The sequence below is a fragment of the Thalassotalea euphylliae genome, from assembly GCF_003390375.1.
Lineage (GTDB): Bacteria > Pseudomonadota > Gammaproteobacteria > Enterobacterales > Alteromonadaceae > Thalassotalea_F > Thalassotalea_F euphylliae_A.
In genome coordinates this window covers 1,756,784-1,771,497 of record NZ_QUOT01000001.1, presented here as the reverse complement: position 1 = coordinate 1,771,497, position 14,714 = coordinate 1,756,784, and the positions used below count along the sequence as shown (strand labels likewise).

The 14,714-nt window shown below is 43.9% G+C and carries 19 protein-coding genes; 12 read left to right on the top strand and 7 right to left on the bottom strand.

Annotated elements, in window-relative coordinates:
- Positions 1–88: 88 nt before the first annotated feature.
- From murA to mlaF, 7 genes are all read right to left on the bottom strand, one after another.
- Positions 89–1,351, bottom strand: coding sequence for a UDP-N-acetylglucosamine 1-carboxyvinyltransferase (murA, locus tag DXX94_RS07985; protein WP_116015030.1), 1,263 nt, complete (start codon positions 1,349–1,351; stop codon positions 89–91).
- 68 nt (positions 1,352–1,419) lie between these two features.
- On the bottom strand, positions 1,420–1,677 hold the full coding sequence (locus DXX94_RS07980; RefSeq protein ID WP_115999092.1) for a BolA family protein: 258 nt from the start codon (positions 1,675–1,677) through the stop codon (positions 1,420–1,422).
- 17 nt (positions 1,678–1,694) lie between these two features.
- On the bottom strand, positions 1,695–1,991 hold the full coding sequence (locus DXX94_RS07975) for an STAS domain-containing protein (RefSeq protein WP_116015029.1): 297 nt from the start codon (positions 1,989–1,991) through the stop codon (positions 1,695–1,697).
- 8 nt (positions 1,992–1,999) lie between these two features.
- Positions 2,000–2,647: an MlaC/ttg2D family ABC transporter substrate-binding protein gene (locus DXX94_RS07970; RefSeq protein ID WP_116015027.1), complete on the bottom strand. Its 648-nt coding sequence runs from the start codon at positions 2,645–2,647 to the stop codon at positions 2,000–2,002.
- Positions 2,648–3,118 (bottom strand): outer membrane lipid asymmetry maintenance protein MlaD, encoded by a 471-nt coding sequence (gene mlaD / locus DXX94_RS07965; protein ID WP_116015025.1) that lies wholly within the window; start codon positions 3,116–3,118, stop codon positions 2,648–2,650.
- A gap of 133 nt (positions 3,119–3,251) precedes the next feature.
- Positions 3,252–4,028, bottom strand: a complete 777-nt coding sequence (mlaE, locus tag DXX94_RS07960) for a lipid asymmetry maintenance ABC transporter permease subunit MlaE (protein WP_116015023.1) — start codon at positions 4,026–4,028, stop codon at positions 3,252–3,254.
- A 3-nt stretch (positions 4,029–4,031) separates the two neighbouring features.
- Positions 4,032–4,835: a phospholipid ABC transporter ATP-binding protein MlaF gene (gene mlaF, locus DXX94_RS07955; protein WP_116015021.1), complete on the bottom strand. Its 804-nt coding sequence runs from the start codon at positions 4,833–4,835 to the stop codon at positions 4,032–4,034.
- A 304-nt stretch (positions 4,836–5,139) separates the two neighbouring features.
- Here mlaF and DXX94_RS07950 point away from each other — a divergent pair, with 304 nt between their 5' ends.
- From DXX94_RS07950 to mgtE, 12 genes are all read left to right on the top strand, one after another.
- Positions 5,140–6,120 carry a calcium/sodium antiporter gene (locus DXX94_RS07950; RefSeq protein WP_116015020.1) on the top strand — a complete coding sequence of 327 codons (981 nt, stop codon included), beginning with the start codon at positions 5,140–5,142 and terminating at the stop codon, positions 6,118–6,120.
- A gap of 68 nt (positions 6,121–6,188) precedes the next feature.
- The gene (locus DXX94_RS07945) at positions 6,189–7,160 is read left to right on the top strand and encodes a KpsF/GutQ family sugar-phosphate isomerase (protein ID WP_116015018.1); all 972 of its coding nucleotides are present in this window, start codon (positions 6,189–6,191) and stop codon (positions 7,158–7,160) included.
- Positions 7,160–7,744 (top strand): 3-deoxy-manno-octulosonate-8-phosphatase KdsC, encoded by a 585-nt coding sequence (kdsC, locus tag DXX94_RS07940; protein WP_258872124.1) that lies wholly within the window; start codon positions 7,160–7,162, stop codon positions 7,742–7,744. The genes DXX94_RS07945 and kdsC overlap by 1 nt, the downstream gene beginning before the upstream one ends.
- Positions 7,741–8,307 carry an LPS export ABC transporter periplasmic protein LptC gene (lptC, locus tag DXX94_RS07935; protein ID WP_116015017.1) on the top strand — a complete coding sequence of 189 codons (567 nt, stop codon included), beginning with the start codon at positions 7,741–7,743 and terminating at the stop codon, positions 8,305–8,307. The genes kdsC and lptC overlap by 4 nt, the downstream gene beginning before the upstream one ends.
- Positions 8,273–8,782, top strand: a complete 510-nt coding sequence (lptA, locus tag DXX94_RS07930) for a lipopolysaccharide transport periplasmic protein LptA (protein ID WP_115999101.1) — start codon at positions 8,273–8,275, stop codon at positions 8,780–8,782. The genes lptC and lptA overlap by 35 nt, the downstream gene beginning before the upstream one ends.
- A 3-nt stretch (positions 8,783–8,785) precedes the next feature.
- Entirely contained in the window at positions 8,786–9,520 is a 735-nt protein-coding gene (lptB, locus tag DXX94_RS07925; protein WP_116015015.1) for an LPS export ABC transporter ATP-binding protein, read from the top strand.
- 61 nt (positions 9,521–9,581) lie between these two features.
- Positions 9,582–11,090, top strand: coding sequence for an RNA polymerase factor sigma-54 (locus DXX94_RS07920; RefSeq protein ID WP_116015013.1), 1,509 nt, complete (start codon positions 9,582–9,584; stop codon positions 11,088–11,090).
- Between the two features lie 27 nt (positions 11,091–11,117).
- Positions 11,118–11,405, top strand: a complete 288-nt coding sequence (gene hpf, locus DXX94_RS07915; RefSeq protein WP_115999104.1) for a ribosome hibernation promoting factor — start codon at positions 11,118–11,120, stop codon at positions 11,403–11,405.
- A 3-nt stretch (positions 11,406–11,408) separates the two neighbouring features.
- Positions 11,409–11,861, top strand: a complete 453-nt coding sequence (ptsN, locus tag DXX94_RS07910; protein ID WP_115999105.1) for a PTS IIA-like nitrogen regulatory protein PtsN — start codon at positions 11,409–11,411, stop codon at positions 11,859–11,861.
- 13 nt (positions 11,862–11,874) lie between these two features.
- A complete protein-coding gene (rapZ, locus tag DXX94_RS07905) occupies positions 11,875–12,729 on the top strand; it encodes an RNase adapter RapZ (protein WP_116015012.1) in 855 nt (284 codons plus the stop codon).
- 113 nt (positions 12,730–12,842) lie between these two features.
- Positions 12,843–13,118 (top strand): HPr family phosphocarrier protein, encoded by a 276-nt coding sequence (locus tag DXX94_RS07900; RefSeq protein WP_116015010.1) that lies wholly within the window; start codon positions 12,843–12,845, stop codon positions 13,116–13,118.
- Positions 13,119–13,340: 222 nt separating this feature from the next.
- Positions 13,341–14,699, top strand: coding sequence for a magnesium transporter (gene mgtE, locus DXX94_RS07895; protein ID WP_116015009.1), 1,359 nt, complete (start codon positions 13,341–13,343; stop codon positions 14,697–14,699).
- The last annotated feature ends 15 nt before the right edge of the window (positions 14,700–14,714 follow it).

Below are 14,714 nucleotides of genomic sequence, written 5' to 3'. Positions count from 1 at the left end.
GCGTTATACTCTCACTGCTAGTAGGGCACGCGAAAAAAAGGCCAGCAATTAGCTGGCCTCTATACAAGCTAGTCAGATAGCGCGCATTTTACGAGGTTTTAACTCGTGTAATGTCTGCCCCAAGTGCTTGCAGCTTATCTTCAATATGTTGATAACCACGGTCGATGTGATAAATCCGGTCAACTTGAGTTTCACTGCTAGCCACTAAGCCGGCAATCACTAAGCTCGCTGAGGCACGTAAATCTGTGGCCATCACTTGTGCACCGTTAAGCTCTGTAACGCCGGTAGTGATTGCCGTGTTGCCTTCTAACGCGATATTCGCGCCCATACGCTGTAGTTCTGGCACGTGCATAAAGCGATTTTCGAAAATTGTCTCGGTAACGTGAGCCGAGCCTTCTGCAAGTACGTTAAGGGTGACAAATTGCGCTTGCATATCGGTAGGAAAAGCTGGGTGTGGTGCGGTTTTAACATTAACGGCTTTTGGGCGCGTCGTCATGTTCAACTCGATCCAGTCATCACCTGTGGTTATATTTGCGCCAGCTTCTTGCAACTTACTTAAAACGGCATCTAACGCTTTTGGATCGGCGTTAAGGCATTTTACATGACCTTGGGTGACTGCTGCTGCGACCAAAAATGTGCCGGTTTCAATGCGATCTGCCATGACTCTATGCTGAGTGCCATTCAGGCTTGGCACCCCTTCAATGGTCAGTGTGTCGCTGCCAGCGCCGCTTACTTTAGCACCCATGGCATTTAAAAAGTCGGCTAAGTCAACAATTTCAGGTTCACGCGCCGCGTTTTCAATAACAGTTGTACCTTCAGCTAAGGCCGCAGCCATCATTAAATTTTCTGTCCCCGTGACGCTGACGGTGTCCATAAAAATAGTTGCGCCTTGCAATCGGCCATCAATTTTAGCCTTTATATAGCCTTGCTCCACGTCAATGGTAGCACCCATTTGTTTTAAGCCTTGAATATGCAAATCAACTGGGCGAGCACCAATAGCACAGCCGCCTGGTAATGAAACTTCTGCATGGCCAAACTTAGCTAATAAAGGGCCAAGCACCAAAATTGATGCACGCATGGTTTTAACAAGTTCGTATGAAGCTACGTGCTGATCGATTGAGCCGGCAGTAATAGATAGCGTATTTTCAGCGTCCCAACTTACTTGTGCACCAAGCTGTTCAAGCAATTTAATGGTGGTATTAATGTCGTTTAAGCGTGGAACATTTGTGATCTGTACTTTTTGGTCGGTCAAAATACCGGCCATTAAGATCGGCAAGGCAGCGTTCTTTGCGCCAGAGATGGTAACTTCGCCGTTTAATCGGTTACCGCCGTTTATTTTAAAAGAATCCAAGGTGCTATTTCTGTATGTTTCTGTTGAGTCAGTTTCGTTTGTGTCTAATGGCGTTTAAATTGCAATGACTAAAGCGGAAGGTTAAACATTTTATCTTTCTTCCACTGCTCAGGCGTGAAAGTCTTAACGGTTAAAGCATGAATGCGACCGTCATTAATTGCCACAGCTAATGGCTTAGAGATTGCCTGCTGTTTTTTGACACGGCTTAGTTCAGCGAAAACTTCTGCGACCGCAATAACTTTACACTGTGAACCATCAAAGGCTACGTGCAATTCATCTAGTTTGATAGCGTCATTAATAAGTTGTTCGATTTCTGAAATTTCCAAAGGTGTCTCCTAGTGGGTTACGCGCTGGGTGATAATAGTAACTGATCTACATCACTAAGTTGTGCCAATTTTAATAAATCTTCTGACAGCTCTGCAAACGATAACTGGCATTTATGGCGTTTTGCTTGCTCAACTAAAAAAAGCAGCCAAGCAAGGCCTGCGGTGTCAACGTCGGTAACCTGCGCGAGATTCACCACCATTTTATCCGTTTTGACAATGTTGCGGTGCGCTTTATTTTTTATCGTCGCGACCGTGTTGCTGGTTAGCTTGCCTTTTAGTTGAGTAACTTGGTTATTGATATCTATAGCTAGCATCTGAACTGTTACTCATCTTGCTTAAAAACCACGTCACGTTCTGCTTTTTCTTTCAGCATATCGGTCACATGAGTTAAGCCTTTCTGGCGAATAATACTACTTAATTCCGCTTGTTTACTGTCGAGCAAGCTTATCCCTTCAGCCACCATATCAAATGCTTTCCACTCATTCTTTTTGCGGTTTTTACGCACCTTAAAGGAGATATCAATTGGCTCACCGCCTGGCTGTAAAACACGCGTATTCACAGCGACAATTTTTTGTTTGTCTAATTTGCGGCCGGGATCGAATTCCACTGTTTGGTCATTGTACAAGGTAAACACTTGTGCATATGAGGTTACTAGGTAGTCTCGAAACACTGGCACAAAAGCCTTCCGCTCTTGTTCCGTTGTTTTCTTAATGTTTTTACCTATCACCTTGTATGCCGCATAGCGATAATCTACGTATGGCAGCAGCTCTTCGCGAACAACGGCTTTTAGCAAGTTTGGATTTTTGCGAATCGCTTGTTGTTCGTCTTTTACACGTTTAAATGTAATTTCAGCTACTTGCTGAATCATTGCATAAGGGTCTTGCTTACTGATTTGTGCATGAGCACTGGTCGTAAGCAATAGTGCTGAACACAGCACTACATTGCTTATTAATTGGATAAATTTTCTCATCTAATCGTCGCTCCCCTGACTAAATAAAAATTGACCGATCAACTCTTCTAATACTAGGGCTGGCTTAGTATCTTCGATAAAGTCACCGGGTACTAAAGTGTCGACTGACTCATCAACAAATCCTGGATCTAACCCTAAGTACTGCTCGCCAAGCAATCCCGCAGTTAAAATAGATACGGAGGTTGCTTCTGAAAAGCCTTGGTATTCTGCGAAAATTTCTAAGGTAACAATTGGCGTAAAGTCTTCGTTATCTAACGCAATATTGCTTACTCGACCAATAACTACGCCACCAATTTTGATTGGCGAGCGCACTTTCAAGCCACCTATGTTGTCAAACTTTGCATATAGCTCGTATGTTTGCCCATTGCCTGAAATACCGGAGTCGGCAACTTTTAGTGCAAGCGCTAATATCGCGGCTAAGCCGAGCGCAACAAATAAGCCAACCAATAATTCTAATTTTTTAGACGTCATGTCTTTCACCTAACCTATCAATAATTCTTTGCAATAATTCTTTGCAATAATTCTTTGCAACAGTTCTTTGCAAAAAAATAAATCGAATGCATTTACACCCGAACATTAGCACCCGAACATTAGTGCCCGAAAATTAGCGCGCGAACATTAGCGCCGTTAATATAAAATCTAAACCTAGCACTAGCAGTGATGATTGCACTACGGTAGCGGTAGTCGCGCGGCTGATGCCCTCTGATGTCGGCTCACACGCATAACCTTTGTACACGGCAATCCAAGTGACAACAAAAGCAAATACTAAGCTTTTGATAATGCCGTTGAGCACATCTTTTTCAAAATCAACTTGTGCCTGCATAACTGACCAGAAAGTGCCGCCATCAACACCAAGCCAATCAACACCGACTAAGTGCGCCCCTAAAATACCGACCATCGAAAATATGCCGGCAAGCAGTGGTAGGCTGATAAAGCCCGCCCAAAAGCGGGGTGCGATAACGCGGCGTAGTGGGTCTACCGCCATCATTTCCATACTGGACAACTGCTCAGTCGCTTTCATTAGGCCAATTTCAGCTGTTAGCGCCGAGCCCGCGCGACCAGCAAACAACAAGGCCGCAACAACAGGGCCTAATTCACGTAATAGTGATAGTGCAACCATGGGGCCCAAGCTCGCTTCGGCACCGTAGCCGACTAAGATGGTATAGCCTTGCAGCGCCAGTACCATGCCGATAAAGGTGCCAGAGACCACTATAATGATCAGTGACAACACACCCACTGCATACAGTTGATTAACCAGCAATGGAAAGCCTTTGCGTGGGTTAGGCACTTGTACAATCGCAGAAAATAGCATCATTACGGCTTTACCTAAGCCCGCAATTATCGCTAAGGTCTTGCGTCCTAATTGGGAAATCGCCTGCATAACTTAACTTTGGCCTCGCAAAATGTCAGAAGAGATAGGTGGCGCATTAAAGTGGAATGGCACCGGACCATCGGCCTCACCTCGAACAAACTGTTTCACTAAAGGTGAAGATTGCTGATGAATTTGCTCAGGTGTGCCATGACCAATAATTTTTTGTTCGGCAATAATGTATATGTAATCGGCTATGCTCATCACCTCTGGCACATCATGTGAAACCACAATCGAGGTTAACCCTAGTGCGTCATTTAGTGCTTTGATCAACCGTACAATAACGCCCATTGAAATAGGGTCTTGGCCCGCAAATGGCTCGTCATACATAATAAGTTCAGGATCAAGTGCAATTGCGCGAGCTAGCGCGGCACGTCTTGCCATACCACCAGACAATTCACTCGGTTTCAATTGGCGCGCACCACGTAAACCAACGGCTTGCAACTTCATCAAGACCATTTTCTCGATGATATGTTCTGGCAATTTAGTGTGTTCGCGAATTGGAAAAGCGATGTTGTCAAACACTGACATCTCACTAAACAAAGCGCCACTTTGAAATAACATGCTCATGCGCTTGCGCACATCATACAATGCGTTACGACCGAGCGTCGGAATATTGTGATTGTCGAACAGAATTTGCCCACTTTCTGGCTTAAGTTGGCCCCCAATCAAGCGCAACAGGGTGGTTTTACCGATACCACTTGGTCCCATTATTGCGGTTACTTTTCCTTTTGGGATAGACAAACTGATGTTGTCGTAAATCGTCCTTTCTTCACGTTTAAAGGTAACGTTTTTAATTTCAACCAAAGTCTCTGGCATTAACGCTTTTTACACCAATTTAACAGGAATATAAGTGGCGAATGTTACCTTAGCGGCTAACATTGTTCATCTGAATTTGACAAATTTTTACAGAATAAATGTGTATAAGTGTTTCTATTTAGAACTTTGTAAAGCTTGCGTTCTCAAAGCATGTTAGCTACCCAATGCTGTGGCCTGTTCGTAATAAAGTGATAACTGAACAAAAAAGCAGCAGGTTGTGCGTGAATTTGGCGGTAAATTCATTTTCTTCTTTTTTTTTATCTGCTTAACAGCGACAATTTAACGTGAGAGTCAGGAGTAGTAAATGTTATTGCAAGTATTGATATTAGTTGTCGCGCTCGTTGTCCTTGTATGGAGTGCTGATAAATTTGTATATGGTGCCTCGTCGGTTGCCCGAAATTTTGGTGTTTCACCTATGATTATCGGCTTGACGATTGTTGCTATGGGCTCGTCTGCGCCCGAAATGATGGTGGCAGCAACAGCATCGCTTGATGACAAGGCAAATACAGCAATCGGTAATGCAATTGGCTCCAATATAACTAATATCGCTTTGGTATTAGGCTTAACAGCGCTACTTAAACCACTGCAAGTCTCCTCTTCAACAGTTAAACGCGAGTTGCCGATTGCCTTGGGCATTACATTTATCGCGTTTCTAATGCTGATCAACCTTGAGTTAAGCTTATTTGAGGGCAGCATTCTAATGGTCGGCTTTTTTGTCTACATCGCAACGTTATTAGTGATCACTTTACGCCGCGCTAAAACTAATCCTGTAGACGACCCTATGATTGTCGAGGCCGAAGCAGAGGTGCCAGAGGCAACAAGTAATAGCAAAGCATTTCTGTGGTTAGCTGTTGGCATGGTGTTGCTGCCGTTAAGTGCAAGTTACTTGGTTGACTCAGCCGCCTTTATTGCCAAATCCTTTGGGGTTAGTGACCTCGTTATCGGTTTAACTATTATTGCTATTGGTACCAGCTTGCCAGAACTGGCAGCAAGTATGATGAGTCTGATAAAGAAAGAAGATGACTTAGCACTTGGTAACATCATTGGCTCCAATATTTTTAATATTCTTGCAGTGTTATCATTGCCAGGAATAATTGCGCCTGGCGCTATAGATGCCGAAGTTGCAAGCCGCGATGCGCCATATATGCTGGCGATTACCTTATTGCTGTTTGCGCTGTGTTTTAGTCGCGAAAAAGGTGCGTTCCGTATCACGCGACTAAAAGGCGCGACCTTATTTTTAGCATTTATTTTCTACCAAGTTATTTTGTTTAGCCAAGTGGCATAAGCGGCTTAATCAGCAACATTGTCGATAAATATTTAAATGCTTAAATCAATTAAGAGTTTGCTTTACTAATGAATTCTGAAAATTTTATAACCTTGGGTAATAAGGTACTTGAGACTGAATTAGCTGCAGTTGAAGGTTTGAAGCAGTACTTAGACACAGGTTTTGCGAGTGCATGCCAAACCATGTTTGATTGCCAAGGTAAAGTGGTAGTGGTTGGCATGGGAAAGTCGGGCCATATCGGTGGTAAAATTGCGGCAACACTAGCAAGTACTGGTACGCCAGCGTTTTTCGTGCATCCAGGTGAGGCTAGCCATGGCGATTTAGGAATGATTACCGAAAATGATGTGGTGCTCGCTATTTCAAATTCTGGTGAAACCGGTGAATTACTGGCAATTATCCCTGTGATTAAGCGAATCGGCACGCCGCTTATTGCGATGACAGGCAACCCTGAGTCAACGTTAGCTCAATTGGCTGAACATCACGTTTGTGTGAAGGTTGAACAAGAAGCCTGCCCGCTTGGCTTGGCACCAACCTCTAGTACTACCGCCACACTTGTGATGGGCGATGCCATTGCAGTGGCCTTACTCAATGCGCGTGGTTTTACAGCGGATGATTTTGCCTTGTCACACCCAGGCGGCAGTCTAGGAAAAAGATTACTACTGCGCCTGAGTGATATTATGCACACTGGTGAGCGATTGCCTGTTGTACCAACTAGCGCCTTAATCAAAGAAGCTTTAGTCGAGATGAGCGAAAAAGGCTTAGGTATGACTGCTGTTTGTGATGAACAAGGAAAGCTCGCTGGTATTTTTACCGATGGTGACTTACGCCGCATTTTAGATGGTAAAATTGATATTCATCACGACGGTATTGTGTCAGTGATGACGAAAACGCCAACAACAGCACAGGCTGACTTATTAGCGGCTGAAGCGTTGAATGTGATGGAAGAGAAAAAAATAAACGGATTGATTGTGGTTGATGAGCAAAACCAACCTGTAGGTGCCCTAAATTTACAAGACTTGTTAAAATCAGGGGTACTCTAATGACACTAGAAAACACGATGGACACAGCACAAGACCTCGTATCGACACTTTACGGCCCCGTCGCCAAGCAAGTTATTGCCACTGCCAGCAACATTAAGCTATTGGTATGTGACGTTGATGGCGTATTTTCTGATGGGCGTATTTACCTAGGTAACCAAGGTGAAGAGCTCAAAGCGTTTCATACCAAAGATGGTTATGGTATCAAGGCGTTGATTGCCTCGGGTGTAACGGTCGCCATTATTACTGGCCGAAATTCGCGAATAGTTAACGATCGCATGAAAGCGCTAAACGTTGAACATATCATTCAGGGCAAAGAAGACAAGTTACCCGAAATGAAAGCGCTAATGAGCGAACTGTCGATTACGGCTGAGCAAGTGGCGTATATCGGTGACGACATGGCCGACTTACCTTGCATTGAGTATGCTGCCTTGGGAGTTGCGGTTAATGATGCACACCCAGCTGTCATTAACAAAGCAGATTATCGCACTTTTACGCTAGGTGGCTTTGGCGCTGTGCGCGAACTTTGTGATCTTATTATGCATAGCCAAGACACATTGGTAGACGCTAAAGGCGCGAGTGTATGAATCGACTTTATGGCCTAGCGCTAATCGCTTTCTTGTTTAGCCTTATGGCCTATGGCGTTGTGCAATGGCGTCAAGCACAGCAGCAAGACGCTGACATTGTTGAAGCCGAGCTTGTCCCTGACTTTATTGCAGAAGCGCTTAATAGTGATATCTACAGCGAGAGCGGCCAATTATCGCACCATGTTATTGCCGAGCGCATGGAACACTATGCTGAGTTAGCATTTACTCACTTTGAACAGCCTAAATATACTGTGTATCCAAAAAATGATTCGGCACCATGGCAACTCGAAGCACTTGAAGGCACGCTTTATAACAATAATCGCGTGGTATTAAAAAACCGTGTGACATTAATGGCGACAGAGCCAGACAGTTTGATTAAGGAAATTCACTGTAAATACTTAGAACTGGATTTGAACACCAATATTATTAGCTCTGATCAAACCATATTGATTCAGGGAAAAGACTTTACTATGTATGGTTCTGGGCTGATTATAGACTTAAACACTAAACAAATGACATTGACCGAGCATGTACAAACTATTTATAAAAAAGCTGCTAGCTAGCCTAGCGCTCGCGAGTGTGATCAGCACTCCGGCACTTGCTGCAAAAATTGACCTTGAGCAAGAAATTCATATCTCGGCAGGGCGTCAAGCAGGTGACTTAAAGAACAAAATTGCCAGCTACTTAGATGATGTAGTGATTTCACAAGGTTCATTGAAAATTAAAGCTGACCTCGTGCAAGTTTTTAGTCAAAAAGATCAAGACGTACAAACCTATGTGGCTAAAGGGCAACCTGCAACATTTGAACAACTGCTTGAAGATGGCAGTAAGATTCGTTTGCAAGCCAACGAAATTAAATATGAGCCTTTAACTTTCACTATCACCATCTCGGGCAATGCATTGCTGACGCAAGCAGGTAGTGAGGTTAGTGGTGAAAAAATCGTGTACAACACGCTAACCGAGCAATTGGAAGCCGAAGGTGGCAGTAACCAGTCGGTAACCACTATTTTAAAACCTAAAGCAAAAAGTGATAAATAGCCGATGACACAAGAAGTAACACTTACCGCGTCTGGCTTAGCAAAAGCTTATAAAGGTCGACAGGTTGTTAAAAATGTCAGCTTGTCGGTCAGTACTGGACAAATTGTGGGTTTACTTGGCCCTAATGGTGCGGGTAAAACCACGTCGTTTTATATGATTGTTGGCTTAGTGCCGAACGATAGCGGTGAAATCACTTTAGGGGCAGATGATTTAACTTTGTTGCCTATGCATGAGCGCGCGCGTCGCGGTATTGGCTATTTGCCGCAAGAAGCGTCTATTTTTCGCAAACTGACGGTTTATCAAAACATCATGGCGATCTTGCAAACACGCAAAGACTTAACGGAAGTTGAGCGTGAAGAAAAACTTGAATTGCTTATTGAAGAATTCAATATCGGCCATATAAGAGATAATACGGGCATGAGTTTATCGGGTGGTGAACGTCGTCGTGTCGAGATCGCCAGAGCGCTAGCGGCCGACCCATTGTTTATTTTGCTAGATGAACCTTTTGCTGGTGTAGACCCAATTTCAGTTGGTGATATTAAAAAGATTATTTTGCATTTAAAGCAGCGTGGCATTGGCGTTTTGATCACTGACCACAATGTCCGCGAAACACTTGATGTGTGTGAGCATGCATATATCGTTAGTCACGGAGAATTAATCGCTGAAGGTGATTCAGAACAAATTTTGGCGAATCAGCAAGTAAGAGATGTATACCTAGGTGAGCAATTCACGCTATAGTTAAATCATTAGCGTTTTACTTGAATAAAAGAATACAACAAAAGGAAACCGTTAGACTTAAATGCGTCCATCATTGCAGTTAAAAATTGGTCAGCAACTTACGATGACGCCGCAACTTCAGCAGGCTATCAAGTTACTACAATTATCAACATTAGACCTTCAACAAGAGATTCAAGAAGCGCTGGAGAGCAATCCACTGCTTGAAGTGGATGAGTCGGCGAGTGCCTCATCGGAAAGTAATGACAGCGAGTCTATAGACGATGCTTATTCTGCTACGGCAACGACCGAGCAGGTGACAACAGATGGTTCTGAAGATGCTATGCCTACCGCTGATGAGGTCAGCACTACTGAGGCGATGGAAAAAAATGACATTCCAGAAGAGTTGAGTATTGATACCACTTGGGATGAGTCATTTAGTGCAGGTGTAAGTAGCTCAGGCATTGGCACTGCAGGCAGTGATGACTACGTTTATCAAGGTGAAACCACCGATTCTATTCAAGACCACTTGCACTGGCAAATGGAGCTAACACCCTTTAGTGAAACCGATGAAGCCATTGCTATGGCAATTATCGATGCCGTTGACGATGCTGGTTACCTAACCGTTTCTGCCGAAGATATTTTGGAAAGTCTAGGTCTTGAAGAAGTTGAACTTGATGAAGTTGAAGCGGTATTAAAGCGTATTAATATGTTCGATCCTATTGGGGTCGCAGCGCGCTCTATTCCTGAATGTTTATTGATTCAATTGAATCAGTTCGATAACGACACACCGTATTTAGCAGAAAGTAAGCTGATCATTAGCGAGCACATTGATTTATTGGGTAATCGTGACTATCGTCAAATAATGCGAAAAACCAAGCTCAAGGAAGACCAGCTGCGCGAGGCACTGCGCCTGATCCAGTCGTTAAACCCAAGACCTGGTGATGCGGTAGTGCAAGGTGATGATCAGTACGTTATCCCAGATGTTTCTGTGGAAAAGAAAAATGGTCGCTGGGTGGTTGAGCTTAATCCAAGTACAGCACCAAGATTATCAATTAACCAGCAATACGCAGCGATGACCAAAAGTATGAAGTCATCGGACGATAATCAGTTTATCCGTTCAAACCTGCAAGAAGCCAAATGGTTTATTAAAAGTTTAGAAAGCCGCAACGAAACGCTACTAAAAGTGTCAAACTGTATTGTTCAGCGTCAGCAAGGCTTTTTCGAATACGGGCCAGAAGCGATGCGCCCGATGGTGTTAAACGACATCGCAGAAGCGGTTGATATGCATGAGTCAACCATATCGCGTGTAACCACGCAAAAATTCATGCACACGCCTAGAGGTATTTTCGAATTAAAATACTTCTTTTCTAGTCATGTTAGTACGGAAAATGGAGGGGAATGTTCATCTACTGCTATCAGAGCATTAATTAAAAAGCTTGTCTCAGCAGAAACTCCATCGAAACCATTAAGTGATAGCAAAATGGCGGAACTATTAGCAGAGCAAGGGATTAATGTTGCGCGACGGACAATAGCTAAGTACCGAGAGTCCTTATCTATTCCACCGTCAAATCAAAGAAAAAGTCTACTTTAAGTATTCAAGCAATGAGGAATAAAGCTTATGCAAATTAATTTATCAGGCCACCACGTAGAAGTGACAGATTCATTACGCGATTTCGTTAACACTAAGTTTGCAAAGCTGGAGCGACATTTCGATCACATCAACAATGTATACGTCGTTCTTACCGTAGAAAAATTAAACCAAAAAGCCGAGGCGACAGTTCACCTCAACGGCACAGAGGTTCACGCCTCAGCACAAAATCAAGACATGTACGCATCAATTGACTCGCTCATTGATAAACTTGACCGCCAAATCCTTAAATACAAAGGAAAAATTACTCAGCATTAAACTATGAAGCTGCAAGATATACTAACCGAGGACTGCACATCCTGTGCAGTCCCACTGTCAAGCAAAAAGAAAATCCTCGAGCAAATTTGCAGTATTGCAACTAGTCACATCCCTGAACACTCAACATTTGAATTGCTGCAAAGTTTGCTGGCTCGTGAAAAAATGGGCAGCACAGGCATTGGCAATGGTATTGCAATACCACACGGTCGCCTTACTGGCACGAATCAAGTTGTGGCAGTACTGATGACCACTGAACAGCCAGTGGCGTTTGATGCGATTGATAACCGCGCTGTTGATATCTTCGTGGCGTTATTTGTGCCTGAAGACTGTTGTAAAGATCACTTATCCACGCTGCAAAGTATTGCTAAGCTGCTTAGCAACAAACAAATCAATAAAAAAATTCGTAAATGTACTAGTAATCATGAACTTTACGAGTTGATTAACCAAGCGGAATAACGGTAAGCACACTATGAAACTTATTATCGTCAGTGGTCGTTCAGGCTCTGGCAAATCTGTTGCGCTCAGAGTTCTGGAAGATTTAGGATATTACTGCGTTGATAATATTCCAGTTAACTTACTACCTGCGCTTACCCATACAGTAATCAACGAATACGAAAACGTTGGTGTATCGCTCGATGTTCGTAATTTGCCGGCTGAGCCCAAAGACGTTCATGAGATTCTAGATTATCTGCCTGCTGCCGTAGAGCTGACCATTCTGTACCTTGATGCTAACGACAACGACCTAATCCGTCGTTTTAGCGAAACACGCCGTTTGCACCCGCTGATCAGACAAAATATCGCACTTGACCAAGCATTAGAATTAGAGAAAAAACTGCTTGAGCCTGTTTCAACTCGCGCTGACTTATATATGAATACTAGCCAGCTATCGCCGCACCAGTTAGCCGATCTCGTACGTGAACGCATACTTGGTAAGAAAACAGGGGCTATGGTGCTAGTGTTTGAATCCTTTGGCTTTAAACACGGTATTCCTGCTGATGCTGATTACGTGTTTGATGCACGATTCCTCCCTAATCCGTTCTGGGACAAAGAGTTAAAATCGCAAACTGGCTTAGACCAACCCGTCCGTGACTTTCTCGCTAGCCAGCCGATTGTCACTAAGTTTGTTTGGCAAATTAATAGTTTTTTAATGACTTGGTTGCCGCACCTAGAGCGAAATAACCGTAGTTATGTGACAATAGCGATTGGTTGTACTGGTGGTAAGCATCGTTCAGTCTATATTGCTGAATTACTTGCTGGAAACTTCCGCAAAGAGCGTGAAGATGTGCAATCGCGTCATCGCGATATTGAGATAAAAAGTACTTAACAAGCATTGTGCTCACCACTGAGCCATATTACTAAGGCAAGCTGAGCGAAGCACCAACGTAAGCTAAGCAGCGCAAATCGCTAATTACTAATAACAAGAACTAAGAGGTTGCAATGGCAAGCGTATCCAAAGATATTGAAATCATTAATAAACTGGGATTACACGCCCGTGCCGCCACTAAGCTTGCGCAATTAAGCCAACAATTTAGTGCACAAATTACCTTAGCCTTAGATGGCAATAGCGCTGATGCGAGTAGCATCATGGCAATCATGTTGCTCGCGGGTGGCCAAGGTAAAGTTGTAAAGGTAACTGCCGATGGTGATGATGCCGAGCAAGCCCTAGCAAGTGTTTGCCAACTCATCAACCAGCGCTTCGATGAAGCAGAATAAAGTCGAAAAATCTTAGGCTTAGCCAAATTAAAAGCTGAAAAATACAAGCAACTCATATACACTTGCTGGCAGTGCAGTAACTAATGCTACATGGTTTAAACTGTTGCCAAGTTGTCATCAAGCGTTAAGCTAATAATCGCATACTTATCGTTACTCGCGACATCGATATCGTCAATGTCTCTCAGTTAGTTAGCCAGTAAATCAGTCGGCGCAGGGTGAGTTATGCCGGAAATATCAGAACAAGAATTTAATCAACAACGACTGCAAGAGGTAAACGAAGCACTTGGTAGTGGTATGTTCGTTTATGTTCGCAAACTACTGCAAAAATTGCCTGCCTATGATCTCGCGCTGATACTCGAATCCTCCACCGTTAAAAGCCGCCCTGTGTTGTGGCAACTTATCGATCCTGATCACCAAGGTGAAGTGCTTGAAGAGCTCAATGAAGAAGTGCGTAAGGGCATTTTGAAGAGCATGCGACCAGAAAAGGTTGCTGAAGTCGCTGAAGGGATGGATGTTGACGACTTAGCCGAAGTACTGCGTACCCTACCTGATAGTGTCTACCAAGAAGTCATACAAAGTATGGACACGCAAGACCGGGCTAGGGTCGAAACGGCGTTATCGTTCGAAGAAGATACCGCTGGTGGTATCATGAATACCGATACCATCACTATTCGCCCAGACGTATCCGTTGATGTGGTATTGCGCTATTTGCGCCTAAAAGGTGAATTGCCAGAAGCCACTGATAGTTTTTATGTGGTTGATCGCCACGATCGCTTTATTGGCGCGGTGTCGTTATCAGCCATCGTCACTTCAAAGCCTGAAACTGTCGTTTCTAATCTAATTGACGCAGATATTGAAGCGGTAGCCCCTGATATGCCTGAAAATGATGTTGCGGCATTATTTGAACGTTACGACTGGATTTCAGCGCCTGTTGTTGACGAAGAAGGGCGTTTGCTCGGTCGTATTACGATTGATGATGTGATTGATATTATTCGTGAAGAAGCAGAGCATTCAATGATGAGTATGGCGGGTCTTGATGACGAGGCCGATACTTTCGCGCCCGTCATCAAAAGTACGCGCCAGCGTTCCGTGTGGCTTGGTGTTAACTTGATCACTGCATTGCTCGCAGTTGCCGTAACTAGCATGTTCGAAGGCATATTTAGCCAACTAGCAATTCTTGCGGTATTGAACTCGCTGGTACCCAGTATGGGCGGTGTTGCGGGTAACCAAACATTAACCTTGGTTATTCGTGGTCTAGCGCTCGGTCATGTCGGTGATAGTAATGCCCGTTCCTTATTGTACAAAGAGCTAGCCGTTGGCTTTTTAAACGGCTTAATTTGGGCGTTTTTAATAGCGACAGTGGTGGCAGTGTGGAAGCAAGATTTGACGCTTGGCGGCATTATTGCTTTTGCCATGCTAATGAACTTGACCGCAGCGGGGATCGCTGGAGTGATGATTCCGCTGATGTTAAAACGAATGAATATTGACCCAGCACTGGCGGGCAGTGTCATTCTGACGACAATTACCGATGTTGTGGGGATATTTGCTTTCCTAGGTACAGCGACACTATTACTGACTTAAGCTGCTTAAGGTCGC

Bases quoted from the DNA above. Each gene is read 5' to 3' on its own strand.
- DXX94_RS07975 (WP_116015029.1), bottom strand. From the start codon at position 1,991: ATGCTAGCTATAGATATCAATAACCAAGTTACTCAACTAAAAGGCAAG.
- DXX94_RS07970 (WP_116015027.1), bottom strand. From the start codon at position 2,647: ATGAGAAAATTTATCCAATTAATAAGCAATGTAGTGCTGTGTTCAGCA.
- mlaD (WP_116015025.1), bottom strand. From the start codon at position 3,118: ATGACGTCTAAAAAATTAGAATTATTGGTTGGCTTATTTGTTGCGCTC.
- mlaE (WP_116015023.1), bottom strand. From the start codon at position 4,028: ATGCAGGCGATTTCCCAATTAGGACGCAAGACCTTAGCGATAATTGCG.
- mlaF (WP_116015021.1), bottom strand. From the start codon at position 4,835: ATGCCAGAGACTTTGGTTGAAATTAAAAACGTTACCTTTAAACGTGAA.
- DXX94_RS07950 (WP_116015020.1), top strand. From the start codon at position 5,140: ATGTTATTGCAAGTATTGATATTAGTTGTCGCGCTCGTTGTCCTTGTA.
- DXX94_RS07945 (WP_116015018.1), top strand. From the start codon at position 6,189: ATGAATTCTGAAAATTTTATAACCTTGGGTAATAAGGTACTTGAGACT.
- kdsC (WP_258872124.1), top strand. From the start codon at position 7,160: ATGACACTAGAAAACACGATGGACACAGCACAAGACCTCGTATCGACA.
- lptC (WP_116015017.1), top strand. From the start codon at position 7,741: ATGAATCGACTTTATGGCCTAGCGCTAATCGCTTTCTTGTTTAGCCTT.
- lptA (WP_115999101.1), top strand. From the start codon at position 8,273: ATGTACAAACTATTTATAAAAAAGCTGCTAGCTAGCCTAGCGCTCGCG.
- lptB (WP_116015015.1), top strand. From the start codon at position 8,786: ATGACACAAGAAGTAACACTTACCGCGTCTGGCTTAGCAAAAGCTTAT.
- DXX94_RS07920 (WP_116015013.1), top strand. From the start codon at position 9,582: ATGCGTCCATCATTGCAGTTAAAAATTGGTCAGCAACTTACGATGACG.
- hpf (WP_115999104.1), top strand. From the start codon at position 11,118: ATGCAAATTAATTTATCAGGCCACCACGTAGAAGTGACAGATTCATTA.
- ptsN (WP_115999105.1), top strand. From the start codon at position 11,409: ATGAAGCTGCAAGATATACTAACCGAGGACTGCACATCCTGTGCAGTC.
- rapZ (WP_116015012.1), top strand. From the start codon at position 11,875: ATGAAACTTATTATCGTCAGTGGTCGTTCAGGCTCTGGCAAATCTGTT.
- DXX94_RS07900 (WP_116015010.1), top strand. From the start codon at position 12,843: ATGGCAAGCGTATCCAAAGATATTGAAATCATTAATAAACTGGGATTA.
- mgtE (WP_116015009.1), top strand. From the start codon at position 13,341: ATGCCGGAAATATCAGAACAAGAATTTAATCAACAACGACTGCAAGAG.